At 60.3% G+C, this 22559-nt stretch carries 17 protein-coding genes; 9 read left to right on the top strand and 8 right to left on the bottom strand.

Annotated features, from left to right (window positions below):
• Positions 1–8: 8 nt before the first annotated feature.
• Positions 9–2717 carry a pyruvate dehydrogenase (acetyl-transferring), homodimeric type gene (gene aceE, locus ACNA0J_RS27380; protein ID WP_415822073.1) on the bottom strand — a complete coding sequence of 903 codons (2709 nt, stop codon included), beginning with the start codon at positions 2715–2717 and terminating at the stop codon, positions 9–11.
• Between the two features lie 314 nt (positions 2718–3031).
• On the opposite strand from aceE, the gene ACNA0J_RS27375 reads away from it, so the two are divergent.
• Genes ACNA0J_RS27375 through folD form a run of 3 tightly spaced genes read left to right on the top strand, consistent with a single transcriptional unit; the run spans position 3032 to position 6290 of the window.
• Entirely contained in the window at positions 3032–4786 is a 1755-nt protein-coding gene (locus ACNA0J_RS27375) for a PAS domain-containing sensor histidine kinase (protein WP_415822072.1), read from the top strand.
• Positions 4783–5409 carry a response regulator transcription factor gene (locus tag ACNA0J_RS27370; RefSeq protein ID WP_094821538.1) on the top strand — a complete coding sequence of 209 codons (627 nt, stop codon included), beginning with the start codon at positions 4783–4785 and terminating at the stop codon, positions 5407–5409. The genes ACNA0J_RS27375 and ACNA0J_RS27370 overlap by 4 nt, the downstream gene beginning before the upstream one ends.
• A complete protein-coding gene (gene folD, locus ACNA0J_RS27365) occupies positions 5406–6290 on the top strand; it encodes a bifunctional methylenetetrahydrofolate dehydrogenase/methenyltetrahydrofolate cyclohydrolase FolD (RefSeq protein WP_415822071.1) in 885 nt (294 codons plus the stop codon). The genes ACNA0J_RS27370 and folD overlap by 4 nt, the downstream gene beginning before the upstream one ends.
• 64 nt (positions 6291–6354) lie before the next feature.
• On the opposite strand, the gene ACNA0J_RS27360 is transcribed toward folD, so the two are convergent.
• Positions 6355–6831, bottom strand: a complete 477-nt coding sequence (locus tag ACNA0J_RS27360; protein WP_415822070.1) for a hypothetical protein — start codon at positions 6829–6831, stop codon at positions 6355–6357.
• A gap of 144 nt (positions 6832–6975) precedes the next feature.
• Between ACNA0J_RS27360 and ACNA0J_RS27355 the strand changes: the two genes are divergently transcribed.
• Together ACNA0J_RS27355 and ACNA0J_RS27350 are read left to right on the top strand one after the other, a co-directional pair.
• Positions 6976–9039, top strand: coding sequence for a M3 family metallopeptidase (locus ACNA0J_RS27355; RefSeq protein WP_415822069.1), 2064 nt, complete (start codon positions 6976–6978; stop codon positions 9037–9039).
• Positions 9040–9565: 526 nt separating this feature from the next.
• On the top strand, positions 9566–10180 hold the full coding sequence (locus tag ACNA0J_RS27350) for an SCO family protein (protein ID WP_415822068.1): 615 nt from the start codon (positions 9566–9568) through the stop codon (positions 10178–10180).
• A 5-nt stretch (positions 10181–10185) separates the two neighbouring features.
• Here ACNA0J_RS27350 and ACNA0J_RS27345 read toward each other — a convergent pair whose 3' ends face one another.
• Positions 10186–10659 carry an Lrp/AsnC family transcriptional regulator gene (locus ACNA0J_RS27345; protein ID WP_415822067.1) on the bottom strand — a complete coding sequence of 158 codons (474 nt, stop codon included), beginning with the start codon at positions 10657–10659 and terminating at the stop codon, positions 10186–10188.
• A gap of 116 nt (positions 10660–10775) precedes the next feature.
• Between ACNA0J_RS27345 and ACNA0J_RS27340 the strand changes: the two genes are divergently transcribed.
• Both ACNA0J_RS27340 and ACNA0J_RS27335 read left to right on the top strand, forming a co-directional pair.
• Positions 10776–12266 (top strand): aminotransferase class V-fold PLP-dependent enzyme, encoded by a 1491-nt coding sequence (locus ACNA0J_RS27340; RefSeq protein ID WP_415822066.1) that lies wholly within the window; start codon positions 10776–10778, stop codon positions 12264–12266.
• 110 nt (positions 12267–12376) lie between these two features.
• Positions 12377–12628, top strand: a complete 252-nt coding sequence (locus ACNA0J_RS27335) for a GlsB/YeaQ/YmgE family stress response membrane protein (RefSeq protein WP_415822064.1) — start codon at positions 12377–12379, stop codon at positions 12626–12628.
• A 149-nt stretch (positions 12629–12777) separates the two neighbouring features.
• Here ACNA0J_RS27335 and adeC read toward each other — a convergent pair whose 3' ends face one another.
• From adeC to ACNA0J_RS27320, 3 genes are all read right to left on the bottom strand, one after another.
• On the bottom strand, positions 12778–14256 hold the full coding sequence (adeC, locus tag ACNA0J_RS27330) for an AdeC/AdeK/OprM family multidrug efflux complex outer membrane factor (RefSeq protein ID WP_415822082.1): 1479 nt from the start codon (positions 14254–14256) through the stop codon (positions 12778–12780).
• Positions 14257–14363: 107 nt separating this feature from the next.
• A complete protein-coding gene (locus ACNA0J_RS27325; protein WP_415822063.1) occupies positions 14364–17567 on the bottom strand; it encodes an efflux RND transporter permease subunit in 3204 nt (1067 codons plus the stop codon).
• 9 nt (positions 17568–17576) lie between these two features.
• On the bottom strand, positions 17577–18761 hold the full coding sequence (locus ACNA0J_RS27320) for an efflux RND transporter periplasmic adaptor subunit (protein WP_415822081.1): 1185 nt from the start codon (positions 18759–18761) through the stop codon (positions 17577–17579).
• A 236-nt stretch (positions 18762–18997) separates the two neighbouring features.
• Here ACNA0J_RS27320 and ACNA0J_RS27315 point away from each other — a divergent pair, with 236 nt between their 5' ends.
• Positions 18998–19927 (top strand): LysR family transcriptional regulator, encoded by a 930-nt coding sequence (locus tag ACNA0J_RS27315; protein ID WP_415822061.1) that lies wholly within the window; start codon positions 18998–19000, stop codon positions 19925–19927.
• A 45-nt stretch (positions 19928–19972) separates the two neighbouring features.
• Here ACNA0J_RS27315 and ACNA0J_RS27310 read toward each other — a convergent pair whose 3' ends face one another.
• Positions 19973–20704, bottom strand: coding sequence for a pseudouridine synthase (locus tag ACNA0J_RS27310; RefSeq protein WP_415822060.1), 732 nt, complete (start codon positions 20702–20704; stop codon positions 19973–19975).
• A gap of 433 nt (positions 20705–21137) precedes the next feature.
• On the opposite strand from ACNA0J_RS27310, the gene ACNA0J_RS27305 reads away from it, so the two are divergent.
• Positions 21138–21704, top strand: a complete 567-nt coding sequence (locus ACNA0J_RS27305) for a chorismate--pyruvate lyase family protein (protein ID WP_415822059.1) — start codon at positions 21138–21140, stop codon at positions 21702–21704.
• Between the two features lie 104 nt (positions 21705–21808).
• On the opposite strand, the gene ACNA0J_RS27300 is transcribed toward ACNA0J_RS27305, so the two are convergent.
• Complete coding sequence (locus ACNA0J_RS27300) at positions 21809–22345, bottom strand: YaeQ family protein (RefSeq protein WP_415822058.1); 537 nt, start codon at positions 22343–22345, stop codon at positions 21809–21811.
• Between the last annotated feature and the right edge of the window lie 214 nt (positions 22346–22559).

Genomic DNA, 22559 nt, shown 5'->3' with positions numbered 1-22559 from the left:
GTTTACCTTCAAGCGTGGTGCGGGTTGGCTTTTTCCGGGTTGATGCCGTATTTCTTGATGGCCTCGGCGACCTTGGCGGCGGGGACTTTGCCCTCGTCGGCCAGGGCGCGCAATGCGGCCAACACCACGAAATGGCGATCGACTTCGAAGTGCTCGCGCAGCTTGTAGCGGAAATCCGAACGGCCAAAACCATCGGTGCCCAGTACGCGATAGGTGCGGTCCTTGGGTACAAACGGACGGATCTGGTCGGCAAACAACTTCATGTAGTCGGTCGACGCGATGATCGGGCCTTCGGTCTTTTCGAGTTGCTGCGTGACGTAGGGCACTTGCGGCTTTTTCTGCTCCGGGTTGAGCAGATTATGGCGATCGGCATCCAGGCCATCGCGGCGCAGCTCGGTAAAGCTGGTCACGCTCCATAGATCCGAGGCGACGCCCCAGTCGGATTCGAGCAATTCCTGAGCCGCCATGACTTCGCGCAGGATGGTGCCCGAGCCCATCAGTTGAACGCGGGTCTTGCCCTTGCCGTGCGACTTGAGCTTGTACATCCCTTTGATGATGCCTTCCTCGTCGCCCTTGGTCAGACCGGGCTGCGGGTAGTTTTCGTTCATCACCGTCAGGTAGTAGTACACGTTCTCCTGATCTTCGACCATGCGCTTCAGACCGTGCTGGATGATCACAGCCAGCTCGTGACCGAACGTCGGGTCGTACGACACGCAATTCGGAATGGTCGAGGCCAGCAGATGGCTGTGACCGTCTTCGTGCTGCAAGCCCTCGCCGTTCAACGTGGTACGGCCGGCCGTGCCACCCAGCAAGAAGCCACGCGCCTGCATATCGCCCGCTGCCCAGGCCAGATCGCCAATGCGCTGGAAGCCGAACATCGAGTAATAGATGTAGAACGGCACCATGATGCGGTTGTTCGTCGAATACGACGTAGCCGCCGCAATCCACGAGCTCATCGCGCCGGCTTCGTTGATGCCTTCCTGCAGCAGTTGGCCATCGGCGGATTCTTTGTAGTACATGACCTGGTCTTTATCGACCGGCACGTACTTCTGCCCTTCCGGCGCATAGATACCGATCTGGCGGAACAGGCCTTCCATACCGAAGGTACGCGATTCGTCGGCCAGGATAGGCACGACGCGCGAGCCGAGGTCTTTATCGCGCAGGATCTGGTTCAACACACGCACAAAAGCCTGCGTCGTCGAGATCTCGCGGCCTTCGGACGTGGGTTCCAACACGGCCTTGAATGCGTCCAGCGCGGGGGCCTTGAGCTGCTCGTCGGCCTTGGCGCGGCGCTTGGGCAGATAGCCGCCCAGTGCCTTGCGGCGTTCGTGCAGATACTTCATTTCCGCCGAGTCTTCGGCCGGCTTGAAGTACGGCAGTTTTTCGAGCTGGTCGTCGGGGATCGGGATCGCGAAACGATCGCGGAATTCGCGGATCGATTCCAACTCGAGTTTCTTTTGCTGGTGAGTCGGGTTCTTGGCCTGGCCCACTTGGCCCATGCCGTAGCCCTTGATGGTCTTGGCCAGGATGACGGTGGGTTGACCGGTATGGGTGCTGGCTGCCTTGAAGGCCGCGTAGACCTTGTGAGGATCGTGGCCGCCACGGTTCAGGCGCCAGATGTCCTCATCGCTCATGCGCGAGACGGCTTCCAGCAGTTTCGGATGCTTGCCAAAGAAGTGTTCGCGCACGAACTTGCCATCGTTGGCCTTGTACGCCTGGTACTCGCCGTCGACGGTTTCTTCCATGATCTTGCGCAGGATGCCTTCCTTGTCGTGCGCCAGGAGCGGATCCCAGTAGCCGCCCCAGATCAGCTTGATCACGTTCCAGCCCGACCCACGGAAGTCGCCTTCGAGTTCCTGGATGATCTTGCCGTTACCGCGCACCGGTCCGTCCAGACGCTGCAGGTTGCAGTTGATGACAAAGATCAGGTTGTCGAGCTTTTCACGAGCGGCCAGCGCAATCGCGCCCAGCGACTCGGGTTCGTCCATTTCGCCGTCGCCGCAGAATACCCAGACCTTGCGCTGGCTCGTGTCGGCCAGACCGCGGGCATGCAGGTATTTCAGGAAACGGGCTTGGTAGATCGCCATCAGCGGGCCCAGGCCCATCGACACCGTCGGGAACTGCCAGAAATCCGGCATCAGCTTGGGGTGGGGATACGACGACAGGCCCTTGCCATCGACTTCCTGGCGGAAATGGTTGAGCTGCTCTTCGGTCAAGCGGCCTTCGAGGTAGGCGCGACCGTACATGCCCGGCGAGGTGTGGCCCTGAAAATACACCAGGTCGCCGCCATGGCTTTCGTCTTCGGCATGCCAGAAATGGTTTTGCCCGCAGCCGATCATGGTGGCCAGCGAGGCAAACGAGGCGATGTGGCCGCCCAGATCGCCGCCATCGGGCGGGTTATGCTTGTTGGCCTTGACCACCATGGCCATGGCGTTCCAGCGCACATAGGAGCGAATACGCGATTCCAGCTCGAGATTACCGGGGTGAGCCGGCTCTAATCCAGGCGGAATGGTGTTGACGTAGGCCGTGTTGGGCGAAAATGGGATATGCGCCCCCGAACGACGGGCCTCGTCAATCAGGCGTTCCAGCAGGTAATGGGCACGCTCGGGACCTTCGCGGTCGAGCACGGCAGCCAGGGCTTCAAGCCACTCTTGGGTTTCTAGAGTGTCTTCGTCGTTGGCGGCCGATAGCGCGCTAGCCTGGGCATTAGAGGACATCGTATGTCTCCTGTGGGAGTTCTGAGCAGGCCCGCTCCAATGTCATGGACCGGGCAATCCAAAGGGGTCCGGCTCCTGGCCGGGGCGTGTTTTGCCGCCTGAACGGTCAATGCTATCGCGTCAGGCAGCAAGTACGAAACGCGAAGATTAACCTGTCTGCGTGAAAATTTCATGTTGCGGTACGGCATTTCATAATGTGGAATAATGACAAATTCCTGAATCGATTTTCCTCATCATGACAGACTCCGGCGCCCTGCACTGCACACGCAGGCGCAACACGCTCTAAAATGCCGGGTCTATCTGTGCCGACTGTCATGTCCAGCCCTTACAAATCCAGCATTCCCAATTCGTTTCACGACCACGCTCGCAAACGCCGGCGGGGCGTGTATTGGGTCACGCCAGCAGTGGTGCTGATCCTGTATCTGTGCGTAATGGGTGCGTTTTTCTGGCTGCAGCGCCTGCACGACGACAGCGTCATGTTCGTGACCATCGACCAGGAAGTCCGCCAACAGCGTCTGACCTGGGTCGTGCTGGCACTGTCGTGTGTGATCATCATCAGCTTGCTGATGCTGTGGCGTTACACCCGTTTCCGCTCGGCCGCCGAAGCCGCCTTGATTGCCGAGACCGGTTTTCGCCGCGCCATGGAAAACTCCATGTCCACGGGGATGCGCGTGCTCGACATGGAGGGCCGCATCGCTTACGTCAATCCGGCGTTCTGCCGCATGATCGGCTGGAACGAGGCGGATCTCATTGGACGCAGTCCCCCTTTCCCCTATTGGGTGCCGGGCCGGCACGAGCAACACCAGCACACGCTCGATGTGCTTACTTCGGGCAAAACCCCCAGCAGCGGACTCGAAATCGAGGCTCAGCGCCGCGACGGCTCGCGCTTTACTGCGCGGATGTACGTCTCGCCCCTGCTCGACCCCAATGGCACGCAAATCGGTTGGATGACCTCGATGACAGACATCACCGAGCCGAAACGCATTCGCGAGGCCTTGACCGCCGCGCACGAGCGTTTCATGACCGTGCTCGAGGGGCTGGACGACGCGATTTCCGTGACAGCCGATACCCATGACGGCCTGGAACTGCTGTTCGCCAACCGCACCTACCGTCGCGTGTTCGGAGCGCAGACCGGTGGACACAACGAGCTGCTGGCACGACGCCGGGGCCGGTTCACCGACGAAGCGATCGAAATCTTTGCCCCCTCGGTACAGCGCTGGTTCGAGGTGCACCACCGCATGCTGGCCTGGACCGACGGCCGCCGCGTGCGCATGCAAGTCGCGCGCGACATCACCGAGCGCCGGGACCACGAAGAAGCCTCCCGCGTGCAGCAAGAAAAAATCCAGCTCACCAGCCGCCTGACCACCATGGGTGAAATGGCCTCGTCCTTGGCCCACGAGTTGAATCAACCCCTGACTGCCATCGCCAACTACAGTATGGGCGCCGTTGCGCTGGTCAAGGCTGGCCACACCAGCCCCACCATGCTGCTGCCCGCACTGGAAAAAGCCGCCTCGCAGGCCGAGCGCGCCGGCAAGATCATCAGCCGCATCCGCGAATTCGTAAAACGCAGCGAACCGCGCCGCCAGCGCGTGCCAATCAGCCGCATCGTCGACAATGCCATCGGTTTTGCCGATATCGACGCACGCAAACGCCGCATCCGCATTGATTCGTTTGTGCCGTCGAGCGCGCCCGATGTGCTGGCCGACCCGATTCTGATCGAACAGGTATTGCTCAATCTGCTGAAGAATGGCCTGGAGGCCATGGACAAGAGTGATTCCGACGAACTCAAGGTCGCTGTCATTCCCCATGAGCAGCAGATCGAAGTGGCCGTCGTCGACCGTGGCCATGGCCTGACGGATCCCGAGCGCCTGTTCGAGCCCTTCTTCAGCACCAAGACCCAGGGCCTGGGCATGGGCCTGAATATCTGCCGTACCATTATTGAATCGCACCACGGCCGTCTCTGGGCGGATCCAAATCCCGCCGGCGGTACGATTTTTCGATTTACACTGCCCTGCGCCGCGCCTGAAAAACCCGCGCAGAACGATCAGCCCGAGGAGTTACACGCATGAACACCCCCCCCCAGTCGAGCACGGTATTCATTGTCGATGACGACGAAGCGGTACGCGATTCATTGCGCTGGCTGCTCGAAGCCAACGGTTATCGCGTGCGTGCTTTCGCCAGCGGCGAGACCTTTCTCGAGGAATATGATCCCAGCCAGATCGGCGTCTTGATCGCCGACGTGCGTATGCCCGGCATGAGCGGCCTCGAGCTGCAAGAGCAGCTGCTGGCCCGCAACGCCCCGCTGCCCATCGTGTTCATCACCGGTCACGGCGATGTCCCCATGGCAGTATCCACGATGAAAAAGGGCGCGGTCGATTTCCTGGAAAAGCCTTTCAATGAATCGGACCTGCGGGAGATCGTGGCCCGCATGCTCGAGCAAGCGACCCAGCGCATCAGCCAATTCCAGGCCCAAAAAGACCACGAAGCCATGCTGGCCCGCCTGACCGCGCGCGAGCAGCAAGTATTGGAACGCATCGTCGCTGGCCGCTTGAACAAACAAATCGCCGACGATCTGGGCATCAGCATCAAAACGGTGGAAGCGCATCGCGCCAACATCATGGAAAAACTGGAAGTCACCACTGTCGCCGACCTGATGAAAGTCGCGCTGGCAAAACCCGAGGCACACGCATGACCCTGCAGGACCCTTCTACACCCGCCGTCCAAGGCGCACGCATCATCGACGGCACCGCCCTGTCGCAACGCATCCGCGAAGAAGTCGCACAACGTGTGCAGGCCCTCGCCGCCAAGGGCACCCGTCCCGGCCTGGCCGTCGTGCTGGTCGGCGAAGACCCCGCCTCGCAGGTCTATGTACGCAACAAGGTCGCCGCCTGCGAAAAGGCTGGCCTGCATTCCATCAAAGAGCAATACCCCGCGGACATGTCCGAGGCCGATCTGCTGGCCCGCATCGACGCGCTGAACCGCGATCCGTCCATTCACGGCATCTTGGTGCAGTTGCCGCTGCCGCCGCACATGGACAGCCACAAGGTCATCGAGGCCATTTCGGCTGAAAAAGACGTGGACGGTTTCCACATCAGCAACGCCGGCCTGTTGATGACAGGCCAGCCTCTGTTCCGCCCCTGCACGCCCTACGGCGTGATGAAAATGCTGGAATCCGAGGGCGTCACCCTGCGCGGCGCCGAGGCGGTCATCGTGGGCGCCAGCAACATCGTGGGCAAGCCCATGGCCATGTTGCTGCTGCAAGCCGGCGCCACCATCACGATCTGCAACTCGAAGACCCGTGACCTGGCCGCGCAAACGCGCCGTGCCGATGTACTGGTAGTTGCGACGGGCAAACCGGGCATGATCACCGGCAGCATGATCAAGCCGGGTGCGGTCGTCATCGACGTCGGCATCAATCGTGGCGCTGATGGCAAACTCTGCGGCGATGTGGATTTTGCTTCGGCCCGCGAAGTCGCTGGTGCCATCACGCCGGTGCCTGGCGGAGTTGGTCCTATGACGATCGCCATGCTGCTGGTCAATACCGTTGAGGCAGCTGAACGCGCGGCAGCGTGACGTGTGACAACGATGCCAGGGACCATCAAAAATCCGTGGCATCGTTGACTACCGCATCAGGCTCCTATCGAAACCGGAACCACAACGCCCACAACATGAACACGCCACCCACCATGAACAGGGCCTGATATCCCCTGACGATGGGTCGCTGATGGCGCAAGAACCCTCGCACAGGCTGGCGATCCAGATTGGCGGCATTATGCGTGGTGTGAAATTGGGCCATTGAGCTCACACCCTTTTGCGCCAACGCCGCAAAAAAATTGAGCAGAAAAATCATCAAGACCGCCATGTACAGCTTGACGCCCAGCAGCAGTGCTGCTGCCAAACCCGGGGAACCCTGCTGCCCTGAAAACTTGATGCTCTGACCATGTTTCGTCAGCAGGATCGCCACTGCACTCAGCACGGCGTGCACTGCCAGCACCATCAAAAAATGCATAGCCACCGTTTTGAACGGTTTTCTCAGCGTAACGCCAAAGAAATAGGCCAATAACAAAACCAAAGACGCTCCCCACATCAGCGTCTTCACAAGAATATCCATCATCCCAATCGCCTCTGAACTGCGATAAGCTGCGCAGCAGGGAGGGCATTTTATCGCCGGAGAGTTCCCCCGCCGGGGCCACCCTTGTTTTCCCCACAAACGCCCTCATCTTTATCGCATTCCGTCCCATTCGCAGCGACACCGCACATGACTCAAAATCCCCTGCTAGCCCCCGTCTCCGACCTGATCGACTATGCCACCGTGCAGCCCGCGCACATCGTGCCCGCCATCGAGGAACTGCTGATCGGCGCGCGACAGGCTGTTGATACAGCGGCGGATCCGAGCCTGCCGGCCGATTGGGAATCCGTGGTGCAACCGCTGGATACGGCGTCAGAGCGTCTATGGCGTGCCTGGTCCGTTGCGGGTCATCTGAATGCCGTGGTCAACACACCTGAGCTGCGCGAGGCATATAACGCCGCCCTGCCACTCGTGACGGAATTTTCGACCTGGGTGGGCCTGCACGAGGGGCTGTACAAACAATACCAACGCCTGCGTGCCGCCAGCGATTTCGACAGCTGGGATCCGGTACGCCGCCGCGTCATCGAACTGGCGCTGCGTGATTTCCGCTTGAGCGGCGTCGAGCTGCAAGGCGAAGCCCGCGAGCGCTATGCCGAGATCTCCGACCGCGAGGCTCAAGTGACGCAAAAATTCTCGGAAAACGTCCTCGATTCCATCGACGCCTGGTCGCTGCTCATCGAAGACGAATCCCAGCTTGCAGGTTTGCCCGCCGACGTACTGCAGGCCACTCGCCAGGCCGCTCAGGACGACGGCCAGACCGGCTGGAAACTGACGTTGAAAATGCCGTGCTACCTGCCCGTCATGCAATACGCACGCGACCGCGATCTGCGCGAACAGATGTACCGTGCCTATGGCACCGTAGCCTCTGAGCAAGGCGACACACGTTTTGATAACTCCCCTCTCATCGAGGAACTGCTGTCCCTGCGCGCCGAGGAATCCGGCCTGCTGGGCTTTGGCACCTTTGCCGCGTTGCGCCTGCAAACCCGCATGGCCCGCGACGCCGACGAAGTCACCGGTTTTCTGCGCGACCTCGCATCGCGTGCCCGTCCCTACGCCGAACGCGACCTGGCCGAGATCAAGGCCTTTGCCGCCAGCGAGCTCGGACTGGCTGAGCTCGAGCCATGGGACATCCCCTACGCATCCGAGCGCCTGCGCGAGACGCGCTACGCCTACTCCGAAGACGAAATCAAACAGTACTTCACCGAGCCTCGCGTGCTCGAAGGCCTGTTCCAGGTCATCGAATCCTTATTCAACGTACGCCTGCGCGAGACCGACGTCTCGCGCTGGCACGCCGACGTACGCGGCGTCCGCGTCGAATCGCCCGAGGGTGCGCTGATCGGCCACCTGTACCTCGACCTCTACGCCCGTGCCGGCAAACAAAGCGGCGCCTGGGTCGACAGTGAGCGCAGCCGCCGCCGTCTCGGCGATCATGTCCAAACGCCAGTCGTCTACCTGACCTGCAACTTTGCCCGCCCCGGCGACGGCAAGCCCGCTTTGCTCACCCACGACGACGTCATCACGCTGTTCCACGAAACCGGCCACGCGCTGCATGCCTTGCTCTCCGAAGTCGACGAGCCTGGCGCCTCGGCATTCTCCAGCGTCGAATGGGACGCCATCGAACTGCCCTCGCAGTTCATGGAAAACTTCTGCTGGGAATGGCCCGTCGTGCAACGCCTCTCGGCCCACGTCACCAGCGGCGAGGCCCTGCCACGTACGCTTTACGACAAACTCGTCGCCGCCCGCAATTACCAAAGCGGCATGCAGACCGTGCGTCAAATCGAATTCGCGCTATTCGACATGCTGCTGCATAGCCGTAGCGACGGTGCAACCATCGAGCAAACCATGGACCTGCTCCAGCAAGTCCGCAAAGAAGTCGCCGTCTTGTTCCCCCCCGCCTGGCACCGCTTCCCCCACGCCTTCTCGCACCTGTTCGCCGGCGGCTACGGCGCCGGCTACTACAGCTACAAGTGGGCCGAGGTCCTGTCCGCCGACGCCTACGAGGCATTCGAAGAAGCCGCCAAAGCCAACGCCAACAGCGCGACGGGCACCCTGGATCCCATCACCGGCGCCCGCTACCGCAAAGAAATCCTCGCCGTCGGCGGCGCCCGCCCCGCAGCAGAATCCTTTGCCGCCTTCCGCGGCCGCGCTCCCCGCATCGACGCCTTACTGCGCCACAGCGGCATGGCAAACTAACCCACGACTCCTCCTGATGGCGCGAGCTCGTCGCCCCCAGAAGCCGTGACAATGCAAACGTGTCACGGCCGAATAGACATAACGATGCGAGCCTGCCACACCCGTACAAACCCGACGCCCTGAGTGTGTAGCACCCGCACAAACTTGACGCCCTGAGCCTCTCGCACCCGTACGAACCTGACACCCTGAGTGTGTCGCCCCCGGACAAACTTGACGCCCTGAGTTTGTCGTGGCCGGGCAGGCGTGAGGGCGGAGCCTGTTGGAGGCTGCCGAGTCCGTGAACCATCGGCGGGGGCAGTCCGGGGGCCATGTTTGAGTGGAGCGCAGCGNAGCGAGTTTGGCCCCCGGCCCGCCGATGGTCCGCGGACGAAGGCCGAGCTCCCGTTCAGGGAGCGAGTCAGCCGACCAGGCCCCGCCCTCACGCCTGCCCGGCCNCGNCAAACGGCTCAAGAACCCCTACGCCCCGCAACCAACAACGCCCTCAGCTAGAATCAGGCCATCCGCGTTCAGCGTTAACTGACACCACATGCCTGCCATCCTCACCCGCCACCTCTGGCGCGCCCTGCTGCTAGCCACCTGCACCCTGCTCGCCGCCTGCGGAGATCGAGCCGTCAACTGGACCCTCTACGACGTCAAAGGCCACCTGCCAGACCTGCAATTCCAATTGCCCGGCGCAGGCGGAAAAACCGTCTCCAGCGACGACCTGAAAGGCAAAACCGTCATGCTGTTTTTCGGCTACGCCAGTTGCCCCGACATCTGTCCCACCACCATGGCGCAACTCACCGCCGTCCTCGAACAACTCGGCGACGACGCCCAAAACGTACGCATCCTATTCGTCAGCGTCGACCCCCACCGCGACACCCCCGACAAACTCCAGGCCTACGTCGATGCCTTCAACAAACAGGCCATCGGCGTCACCGGCACCGAAAAACAGATCGCCGATCTCGCCCGCCGTTATCGCGTCGCCTATCAAATCGAAAAACCACGCCCGGGCGACTCCGCCGAAATCTACGACGTCAGACACAGCCGCGGCGTCTATATTTTCGACAACACCGGCAAAGCCCGCCTGCTGGCCTCAGACACCGAAAGCACCGCAGACATCGTCAAGGACATGCGCCAGTTAGTCGAGCTGACCCGCTAAGGCGATCAGCCCTCCATTGAGCGCAAATCCAGCGGCCGGTTATCGATGATGGCCTCCATGCTGAAAAACCCCGTCACCGTCGCCAACTCGAACCCCGTAATCAGCCGCTGGTAAAACCGGTCGTACCCCGCCATCCCCCGGCAGACCACCTTGATCAAATAATCCCAATCGCCCCCAATGCGATAAAACTCAGTCACCTCGGGCAACTGATCCACGTGCTGACGAAACGCATCCGCCCAATCCTTGGAATGGCGGCTCGTCCGTATCATCACGAACACCGTCAGGTCGAAGCCCAATTCGACCACATTCACCTCGGCGCGCGTGCCGCGAATGATCCCGCAGCTATTCAAACGCTGCAGCCGACGCCAGCAGGCGTTTTGCGACAAACCGACACGATCCGCCAGCTCCCGCTGCGACAGCGCGCCGTCTCTTTGCAAGCAAGAGACAATAGCCATATCAAATTTATCTATTTTTTCCATAAATCAGATCATACGACCCAAATTCCACGATTTTCCGGAAAATTTAGGTGATGTTTCAAATTTCCTTCCATCGTATGATATTTGGACACTTCGGCATGACCACAAAGACGGCATAGATGGATACCCACACAGTCGCAACGCCCGCCACGCTGGGCTTGTTGCAGCAGTTTCAAGCAGACCTCGACACAGGCGACATCATCGCCTCCCTCGCTGACGGACTCATCGGTCAGGACGCAGTCGTCCAAGGCCCGTATGGCCCCAAACCGCTGATCTACGCCGACTATGTCGCCTCGGGCCGGGCGCTCATGCAAGTCGAGCGCTTCGTGCTGGAAAAAGTCCTGCCCTATTACGCCAACTCGCATACCGAAGCCTCATATTGCGGCGGGTTCATCACCCGCCTGCGCCGCGAAGCACGCGCTGCCATCGCGCAATGTTGCGGCGCTACGGCCGAGCATGCCGTGATCTTCGCCGGCTCGGGCGCAACAGCGGGGATCAATCGACTCGTACATTTGTTCGGAGTAGATGCAGCTATCAAGGCTGGCAAAAAAGTCCGCGTCATCATCGGTCCCTACGAACATCACTCCAATATCTTGCCCTGGCGTGAATCCGGCGCCGAACTCATCGTGCTCGCCGAAAGCCCCCAGGGCGGCCCCGATCTGAACGACCTGGACGCCGCCCTGAAAACGGACGACGATACCTTGGTCATCTGCGCCCTATCGGCCGCCTCGAACGTGACCGGCATCGTCGCAGACGTCCCCGCCATCACACGCCAGGTGAAAAAAGCCGGCGCAAAAATGCTGTGGGACTATGCCGGCGGCGCACCTTACCTGCCCGTACAACTGTCGCCCGCCACCGACGCCCCCATCGACGCGATCGTCTTTTCACCCCATAAATTCCTCGGCGGCCCTGGCGCCTCGGGCGTCCTGATCGTACGGCGCGACGCCGTCCTGAACACCACCCCCACATGGCCGGGCGGGGGCACCGTCAAATTCGTCTCTCCTCTCAATCATGATTACAGCGACAGCCTCGAATCTCGCGAAGAAGCCGGCACACCCAACGTCATCGGCGACATCCGTGCCGCACTCGCAGTCTTGGTCAAAGAGGCCATCGGCGCGCCGTTCCTGCAGCAACGCCAGGCAGCGCTGGTGCAACGCGCGCTGGCCACATGGCAAGACGCACCGCAAATCGAACTGCTCGGCTCGCTGACGGCCGAACGTCTACCCATTTTCTCGTTCCGCGTACGTAACGGCCAAGGCGGTTTTGTCCATCAACAACTGATCACCCGCATGCTGAGTGATCGATTCGGTATCCAAGCCCGCGGCGGATGCGCCTGCGCCGGACCCTATGTGCACGATCTGCTCGACATCGACGCTGACGAATCGACCCGCATGCGGCAAGCCATTCTCGACGGCCGTGAAATCGAAAAACCTGGCTTCACCAGACTGAATCTCAGCGTCCTGCTGACGGACGCCAAAGTCGATTTCATTTTGGCATCGGTATTGACGCTGGCAACGGACGCGACGCAATTCGAACACCAGTACGGATTCGACCCTAGCCGCGCGATTTTCACACCCCTGAACACCGTTGCGAATGCCACACAGATGTGACAACCGATCAGTGTTGTTGTACAAACACCCTGAATACGAGTTGTTACACTGCGATCCCCCGCGGTGAGTATCATCAGAGCGTTTACCCATCGCCTAACAGGAGTGTGCGAATGAGCATTATCATCATGATCATCGTTGGCTTTGTCGTCGGTCTGATTGCCCGCGCCATCATGCCTGGAGATCAGTCCATGGGAATCATCTTTACGACGATTCTCGGGATTGTGGGTTCTGTCGTCGCGGGCTTTCTCGGCCAGTCGATGGGTTGGTATGCCCCGGGCGAACCGGCGGGTTGGATTGGTTCCGTCGTTGGCGCCATCATCGTCCTGTTCGTGGTCGGCATGATCGCTAAAAAACGCGGCTGAACAGCGCGGGAAAGATCAGCGGCGCGCGCATGCTGCGCGTCGCCATTTCACGATCGTTTTTTGCGCATCACTGCTTGATGCGCGTAAGGCAAAAAGAAACGGGCGGCTCTTGATCAAGAGCCGCCCGTTTTCTTTTCTACCGCTGATACTTATTTAACCGCTGACGTAGCGCCACCTTGTGCAGCAGCTGCCGCGCCAGCATCCTGCGCAGCCACCGTTTTCTCGGTCCAACCACCGCCCAGCACCTGATACAGCGTGATCAGATTAGACAACCTGGACAAACGCGTTTCCACCAACACCTGCTGTGCGGCAAACAGCGAGCGCTGCGAATCCAAGACACTCAGATAGTCATCCACGCCTTGGTCAAAACGCTGTCGCGACAAATCATAGGCACGCTGATATGCCGCCACCAGTTGCTGCTGTGCCACGATCTGCGTCCGGTAGGTTCCCTGCCCCGCCAAGGCGTCGGCCACCTCACGGAAAGCCGTCTGGATAGTCTGCTCGTAGGTTGCGATCTGAATGTTCTTGCGTACCTTTGCGACATCCAACCCTGCCCACAGCGAGCCGCCGGCAAAAATCGGCATCGTGATCGACGGCGCAAAACTCCACGCCCCCGACCCCGCGTCGAACAAACCGCCCAGGCTGGAACTGGCCGTGCCCGCGCTACCCGTCAAACTGATGGTCGGGAAAAACGCGGCGCGTGCGGCACCGATATAGGCGTTAGCGGCCCTTAGTTGATGCTCCGCGGCCCGGATATCAGGACGGCGCGCCAACAAATCCGAAGGCAATCCGGCCGGCAACGACTCGGGCACAACGCCGTCAGGCAAGATCTTTGCCTGATCCAGCTGCGCCACCACGTCATCCGGCAAAGGCTGACCCACCAACAACACGAGCGCGTTGCGAGCCTGCGCCACCAGTCGCGTATACGTCGACAGATCACGCTGCGCCGTACGCAGTGACACTTCGGCCTGGCTCAGATCCAACTCCGTTGCCACACCCGCGTCATAACTCTGTTTTGTCAGCTGGTACGAATCCTGTTGCGAAGTCAGCGTCGACTGCGTCAGGCTCAGCAGTTCCTGATCCGCGCGCAGCGTCAGATACGCGGTCGCGGTTTCGGAAATCAACGACAGCTGCGTCGCAATACGCGTCTCGTCCTGGGCCAGATAAGTTTCCAGTGCCTGGTCGCTCAGACTGCGGATGCGGCCAAACAGATCCAGTTCCCATGACGCCGTGCCGCCGACCTGATAGGAACGGGTGATATTGCTGCTGCCCGTGCTGCTCAGATCCGCAGGCAAGCGCTGTACCGAACCGTCGCCGCCGACACCCACACCAGGCAGCAAGTCGGCTCGCTGAATGCGGTATTGCGCGCGGGCCTCCTCGACATTCAACGCCGCAACACGCAGGTCACGATTGGCCGTCAGCGCCATCGAGATCAGGTTTTGCAACAGCGGATCCGAATAGAAATCACGCCAACCGATATCGGCCACGGGACCTTGCCCAGACCCTTGGGACTGGCCCGCTTGCGTATAGGCCTCGCCCGTCGGATAGGCGGCACTCACCGGCGCCTCGGGACGCTCGTAAGTCGGCGCCAGCGAGCAACCAGCCAAGGCAGTCACCAGCGTCGTCATGAGGAAAAGACCCCCACGCCGCGCCTTCAGCTCGCTGCCCCCCGAGGGGGCGTTTTTTGCCTTGAGGCGGCTCGGCGTCAAAAAAGATCGCTGCATTCTAACGTTCATCATTGCGGTTGCTCCCCAGGCTGGGTCGACGCTGAGTGCGGCAACGCGCGGTTATCGTCCTGTGGCTCGTCATCATCGTCGTCATGCCGCTCGCTCAAGCGCTTGATCTTGAACACGCGCAACATCACGACAAAGAAAGCCGGCACAAAGAAAATGGCCAAGAAGGTGCCTGCCAACATACCGCCAATCACACCGGTACCAATGGCGTGCTGGCTACCCGAGCCTGCGCCGTTCGAAATGGCCAGCGGCACGACGCCCAAGATGAACGCCATGGACGTCATCAGGATAGGACGCAGACGTTGGCGCGCCGCATGCACGGCCGCCTCGACCAGGCTGGCGCCTTCTTCGTAGTGCGCCTTGGCGAACTCCACAATCAAAATGGCGTTCTTGGCACTCAGGCCCACCGTGGTCAACAGCCCCACCTGGAAATACACGTCGTTCGACAAGCCACGCAACAAGGTCGCAACCAGCACGCCAATCACGCCCAACGGCACGGCCAGCATCACCGACGTCGGAATCGCCCAACTCTCGTACAGCGCGGCCAGGCACAGGAACACCACCAACAGCGAGATCGCATACAGCGCAGGCGCCTGTGAGCCCGACAGACGTTCTTCGAACGACAAGCCTGTCCATTGATAGCCCACACCGGTCGGCATGGTCGACGCGATGCGTTCCATTTCCGCCATCGCCTCGCCCGAGCTGTAGCCCGGCGCCGGATTCCCCTGAATGTTAAACGACGCCACGCCGTTGAAACGATCCAGACGCGGCGGGCCAAACACCCACTCCGCCGACGAGAAGGACGAGAAAGGCACCATCTCACCGCTCGAGTTGCGCACGTACCACTTCTTCAGATCCTCGGGCAACATGCGCGAGTCGGCCTGACCCTGCACATAGACGCGTTTCACACGTCCACGGTCCAGGAAGTCGTTCACATAGGAACTGCCCCACGCCGTAGACAGCGTACTGTTGATGTCCGAAACGGCAACACCTAAAGCACGGGCTTTTTCCCGGTCGATGTTCAGTTGATACTGCGGCTGATCCACCATCCCGTTCAGACGCGTACCCACCAGGACAGGGCTCTTGGCGGCTTCGGCCAGGAACTTGTCCCGGGCCTCGGCGAGCTTTTCATGCCCCAGGCCGGCCTGATCCATCAACTGGAAGTCAAAGCCCGACGCGTTACCCAGCTCCATCACTGCAGGCGGTGCAAACGCGGCCACGCGAGCATCATGCAAATGCGTGGCAAAGAACGCATTGGCTCGCTGTGCCAACGCGCCCACCTTTTGCTCGGCGTCGGGACGCTCCGCCCAATCACGCAGTTTGACGAACATGATGGCCGAGTTCTGGCCGCGGCCGCCAAAGCTGAAGCCGTGCACGGCAAACACCGAGGCAACGACGTCCTTTTCGTCTTCCAACAGATAACGTGTGGCTTCACGCACCGTCTCGCTCGTGCGTTCCGCGGTAGAGCCCGTCGGCGCCTGCACTTGGACGAACAGAATCCCCTGGTCTTCCTCAGGCAGGAACGAGGTTGGAATACGCGTAAACAGCCAGCCCATGATCAACACGAGCAGCAGATAGATCAGCATCAATCGCTTGGTACGGCTCAAGCCGCGCGCAACCGAATTCGCATAGCCGGTGGTCGAGCGATCGAACATCCGGTTGAACCATCCGAAAAAGCCTTTCTTGGTACCGTGGTGCCCCTTGGGGATGCGTTTAAGCATCGTCGCGCACAACGCGGGGGTAAATACGATAGCCACCAACACCGACAGCGTCATCGCCGCCACGATGGTGATCGAGAACTGGCGATAAATCACGCCCGTCGACCCGCCAAAGAAAGCCATCGGCACAAACACCGCCGACAACACCAGCGCAATACCTACCAGCGCGCCTGTGATCTGGCCCATCGATTTTCGTGTCGCCTGCTTGGGCGACAAGCCCTCCTCGGCCATCACCCGCTCGACGTTTTCCACCACCACGATTGCATCGTCCACCAGCAAGCCGATGGCCAACACCATCCCGAACATGGTCAACGTATTGATGGAATAACCGAACATCGCCAACACGGCAAATGTGCCCAACAGCACCACCGGCACCGCCAAGGTCGGAATCAACGTCGCCCGGAAGTTCTGCAGGAACAGATACATCACCAGGAACACGAGAATGACGGCCTCGATCAGCGTGTGAATCACACTCTCGATCGACAACGACACGAATGGCGAGGTGTCATACGGGTACACTACCTCCATGCCCGGCGGGAAGTACGGCTTGAGCGTATTGATCGTGTGGCGCACGGCCTCGACCGTGTCGAGCGCGTTCGCGCCCGGGGCCAGCTTGATACCCAGACCCGTCGCAGGCGTCCCGTTGTAGTAGCTGTCGATGGAATAGCTCTGCGCACCCAGCGACACTGTTCCCACGTCACGCAGGCGCACCTGCGAGCCGTTGCTATTGACCTTCAGCAAAATCTCGCCGAACTCTTCGGCCGTCTGCAGACGCGTCGGGCCGATGACAGTGGCGTTCAGCTGCTGGCCACGCACAGACGGCAAGCCCCCCAGAGAGCCAGAGGATACCTGTACGTTCTGCTCTGAGATCGCGTTGACCACATCGCTGGTCGTCAAGTTGAAGTTCAGCAATTTGGCGGGATCCAGCCAGATCCGCATCGCGTATTGCGAGCCGAACAACTGAAAGTCACCTACCCCTTGCGTACGGCTGATCGGATCCTGCACGTTAGCCGCGACATAGTTGGCCAAGTCTTCCTTGGCCATGCTGCCATCGGTCGAAATGAAGCCGGCAAAAATCAGGAAGTTCTTGGTCGCCTTGGTGACGCGTATCCCTTGCTGTTGCACCTCTTGCGGCAACAAGGGCTGTGCCACGGCCAGCTTGTTCTGCACCTGCACCTGTGCCGTGTCGGGGTTAGTGCCCTGCGTGAACGTCAGCGTGATGGTCATGCTGCCGTCAGAGTTACTTTCCGACGTGATGTAGCTCAGGTTATCGATGCCGTTCATCTGCTGTTCGATGACTTGCACCACGCTATCCTGCACCGTCTGGGCCGACGCACCCGGGTACGTCACCTGGATGCTGATGGCGGGCGGAGCAATATTCGGATACTGCGCTATCGGTAACTTCAGGATCGACAGAATCCCCGCCAGCATCAAGCAGATGGCGATGACCCAGGCGAAGACTGGCCGATCAATAAAAAACTTGGCCATGCGGGCTCCTTACTTGGCCGCGGCGGCGGGGGCTGCTGACGGCGTCGCGGCAGCAGCGGCCGATTTCGCCTCGAATTCTTTGGCAGTCACTTCGACACCCGGCTGTACGCTTTGCAAGCCCTCAACGATGACCTTGTCACCGGCCTTCAGGCCATCCGTGACCAACCATTGGTCGCCCACAGTACGATCGGTTTTCAACACACGCAGCTCAACCTTGTTTTCGGCGTTCACCACCAAAGACGTTGGTTGACCGCGCTGATTACGCGTAACGCCGCGCTGCGGCACCAACAAGGCCTGCGTCGCAGTGCCCTCGAGAATGCGGGCGCGCACGAACATGCCAGGCAGCAGTTTGTGATCGGGATTGGGGAACACCGCGCGCAGGGTCACCGAGTCGGTGCTTTCGTCGACCGTGATTTCGGAAAACTCCAGCGAGCCTTCCACAGCATAGTTTTGGCCGTTGGAGAGCACCAACGACACCCGAGCGGAATCCTTGCTCATGTCACGCTGCAGCAATCCGCTCTCGATCGCATTGCGCAGGCGCAGCAACTCAACGCTGGATTGCGTCACATCCACATAGATCGGATCGATCTGCTGCACAGATGCCAATGCAGCCGTCTGATTCGCCGTCACCAGCGCGCCTTCTGTGACCGACGAGCGGCCGATGATGCCCTCGATAGGCGACAGGACCTTGGTGTACACCAAGTTGATCCGCGCCGTATCCAATGCGGCCTTGGCCGACTGCACGTCGGCGGCAGCCTGGTCGCGCGTCGCAACGGCATCGTCATAGGTCTGGCGGCTGACTGCTCGGGTTTCGGTCAGCGGCTTATAGCGTTGCACCAGCAGATTGGCGGTCTTTAACTGAGCCTGGGCGCGCGCCAACGCGGCCTGCTGACTATCAAGGCTGGCTTGGTACAAAGCAGGGTCGATCTGGTAGAGCTGCTGGTCGGCCTTGACCTCGCCACCCTCAGTGAACAAGCGCTTCTTGATGATGCCGTTGACCTGCGGACGAACTTCCGCCACTCTGTAGGCCGAGGTGCGGCCAGGCAATTCGGTCGTCAACACCACCGGGCGCGTCGCCAAGGTCACGACGCTGACTTGGGGCTTGCCTCCCGCCGGAGCTTCTGCAGTCTTGCTGCAAGCCGCCAACGCCAGCGCGGTCGCTGCGAGGGTCAAAACAGCGGCGCCACGCCGCATTCCGTTGTAGTTCATACCATCCTTTCCGAGCTATAACGTGCCCGCACCACCCTTTGCGGCGTGGTACTCGCAGCCCTGATTCACTGATTCACGATTCGAACCGCACAGTGCCCCAATGTTGCACTGCGCAACGCGGTATTTTGCTTTATCCCAATTGAGAAACAAAGTAGGAAAAAGCGAAAACATCATCCCATATATGGAATAATCCTTCATTCACCATCATTAAGAGCTTCGCCATGAAACGCCTGCAAGGCATGGAACTCTTTGTCGAAGTCGCCAAAACCTGCAATTTCGGCCGGGCTGCCAACAATCTGGGGATCCCCAAATCAACGCTGTCCCGTCAGGTAGCCGAGCTGGAACGCTCGCTGGGGCTGCAATTGCTCAGCCGCACCACACGTAAAGTACAACTGACCGAGGCGGGCGAGCTATATTTCGCGCGCTGCCAACGCATTGTTTCAGAAGCCCAGATCGCTCACGAAGAGCTGCAAAAACTGGTCGAAACGCCCTCGGGACCCTTGCGGGTCAATATGCCGGCCGATTTTGGCACTGATTTTCTGGCTGAAGCCTTTCTGGAATTTTCTCAACGCTATCCTGAAGTCACCTTTTATTTAGATCTGGCCAGTCCCGAGCATGCCGGGCGGGTATTCCAGACATGCGACATTTCCATCGAGATCGGCGCCCTGCCCGATTCCACCCAGATTGCACGCCTGTTAGGACGGCTATCGGCCTATCTCTACGCATCGCCGCAATACCTGAAGCGCCACGGCACTCCGCAACACCCGAGTGACTTGACCCGCCACGAATGCATAGAGTTCCGCGCCGACAATAGCCGCGTGACACGATGGCCGCTATCGCGCGGGGACGAACGCATCGAGATCACGCCCAGCAACCGCTTTTCCGTCAACAGCATGGCCATGGTGCGCAGCCTGGCATCACTGGGCGCGGGCATTGCCATTCTAGGCCCGACACAAAGCGTATTTCAGGACGTCGAGGAGCAACGCTTGCAACGCGTCCTGCCAGACTGGCAAGCCGGGCCGTTTCCGGTCCATGCTGTCACCGACACGCGGCTCCTGCCCGCCAAAACCCGGATTTTCATCGAGTTCCTGATGGAAAGACTACGCGACGGCAAACTCGTAGCGCAGGATAGCGCGGACTTATTAATTTAAATTAAGACGAGTAATCGGCTGAAACAGCTGTCACAAGTTTGGCCTTTAAAAACGCTCGTCGTCCCGTAAATATCGCCACTGCCCTTGCGGCAGATTTCCCAGTCGGACCCGGCCGATACGCACGCGTTTCAATCCCAAGACCCGCAGGCCCACGAGTTCGCACATACGGCGGATCTGGCGTTTTTTGCCCTCGCGCAGGATAAAACAGAGTTGATCGTCGTTTTGCCAACGGACCTGGGCGGGACGCAGGGGCTTGCCATCCAGCGACAGGCCGTGATTCAACAGGGCCAGGCCACGGTCGTCCAGACGGCCCTGCACGCGTACGAGGTATTCCTTGTCTACGTCGGAGTCCTCGCCGATGAGTTGACGGGCGATGCGGCCATCCTGGGTCAGCACGAGCAAGCCCTGGGAATCGATATCCAGCCGGCCTGCGACAGCGAGGCCCTGCAGATGGGTTCGGGAAAATCGCAGCGGCGAGCGGTCATTGGCGTCACGCGAACGGGCATCGATCAGGGCGACGGCGGGGGTATAGCCTTTTTCGGCCTGACCCGATACGTAGCCGACGGGTTTGTTGATCAGGATGGTGACGCGAGAGGTCTGTTGCGCCTGGGCTGCGCGTTCCAGTGTGATGACTTGGTCGGGATAGGCTTTGGCGCCGAGCTCGGATACGACGACGCCGTCGACCTTGACCCAACCGCGCTCGATATAACTATCGGCCTCACGCCGCGAGCATAGGCCGCGCTCGGACATCAGTTTTGAGATTCGTACTTTTTCCATATGCCTTGGTGGTCTGCTACGCGACCGACGGTGTGGGCGTGTAGCGAAGGGGGTATTTTATAGGCTGAACGAGACTGGGATGCTTGGACGGCATTACTGGACAGCGCTATATGGCTTCTCGTGCCCGAGCGCATTCATTCAGACCCTTGTTCCGTTAACGTCGTGGCGTTCTTAAACCGTTTCTGCCGCGTGCCCAGTGCCGCGCCGGCCCTATCACTACGGCTCGGCCGCAACACCAGGCGGCCTCGGCCCCGCTGCGCGGAGCTGCCCTCCGATCTACGGGCCGGCGCGGCACTGGGCACGCGGCAGAAACTCACGGTGTAGGCATGCCTCGAGAATGTTTGCGATCTGGCTCTTTCGTCTCGGACGGTAAGGTCCGGCCGATGAGGTCTCGGATTTCATCTGTTGCCGGCGACTTGGCATAATAACGGGTATGACAGCCTTTCTTCCTCTTGCCACTGGTTGGCAGCCTGCGGTCGCGCCTTCGTTGACTCCTACTCATAAATTCTGGTTGATGCGTCCTGGCGCGTTGACGGCCGGGTTGCGGCAGTTGGGCAAAATGGATTTGCGCGTGTTGAATGAATATGCCGAAGGCGTATCGCTGGATGAGGCCCGTGGAATGGGGCTTGAGGTGGCACGTCCTGTTTGGGTACGGGAAATCCTGATGTCCGTGGATGGTGTGGATAGCGTGGTGGCGCGCAGCCTAACGCCGTTGGCAGCTTCGCATGGCGTGTGGCAAGGGATACGGCGGCTACGCACGCGGCCGTTGGCAGACATGCTTTATCACGACCGTACGATTCAACGCTCGCCGTTTGTCTGCCGCAAATTGGCTTCGCCCGTACCGTTTTATGCGACAGCGCGGGGGGTGCAGGCCGAGGGAGACAACGGTGCGCTGTGGGCGCGGCGTTCGGTATTTTGGCGATATGGGCAGCCGCTGTTGGTTGCCGAATGCTTTTTGCCGGGCTTTTGGCAGATCGTGGAACAACGTTCGGCTACGTAGCGATTCAGCAGACTGGTTGGCGGTCCAACCAGTCGACCAGGCCGGCGCAGATCGGCATCCCGTACGAATCGCGGCAAGCCACGCCTTGCCACAGAAAAAATGATCTAGCGCCAGACTTCGGGCTCGACAGTCACCTGCCCTTTGTCTGCGGACACAAAGGCGGCGCCGTCTTGTATGTTGACATGTACATCCATCGTGCGTTCGGCCAATTCGCCGAGTTCGCGTGTTTGGCCGGTAGGCAAGTGTATGACGCGCAGATTGCGGGCGCGTTCGAGTTTGTTACGCACGCCGTCCCACCATACGGTGCTGGCATGGCCGCCGTAGCAATAGACAATGACTTGTTCGGCACGGCCACAGGCTTTCAAGATACGGCGTTCGTCGGGTTGGCCGACTTCGATCCAGAGAGCGATCGCGCCAGTCAGGTCTTTCAACCACACATCGGGCTCGTCGGTATCGCTCAAACCTTTGGTGAACGCCAAGCCTTCTTGCGCATGCAGGGCAAAAGCCAGCAAGCGCACCATCATGCGTTCGTCCGTTTCCGAGGGATGACGTGCGATCGTCAGCCCATGACTGCCGTAGTAATGGCGGTCAGAGTCGGCGATGTGCAGGTCGGCTTTGTAAATCGTTGCGCGCAGGGCCATGGAGGTATTTAGTGGCTGGGGCCGGTTTTGGGAAAGGGGCTAATCATACTCGGGACGTGAGGGCATGTCGTAACGCGGGCTTAGGCCATACAGCGGAGTCATGCCGTGATTTGGGTTCTTTAGGCGCCGGAGTCCGCCGTGTAAAAGGGGTGCCGGCCCTATCGCCGCGACTCGGCCCATGANCAGGGGCCTCGGCCCGCTTCGCGGGCTAAAT

This window comes from Bordetella tumbae, from assembly GCF_965139195.1.
GTDB classification, from domain to species: Bacteria; Pseudomonadota; Gammaproteobacteria; order Burkholderiales; family Burkholderiaceae_B; genus Bordetella_A; species Bordetella_A tumbae.
Note: the sequence above shows the minus strand (reverse complement) of the source record. Positions and strands in the feature narration are given on the sequence as shown.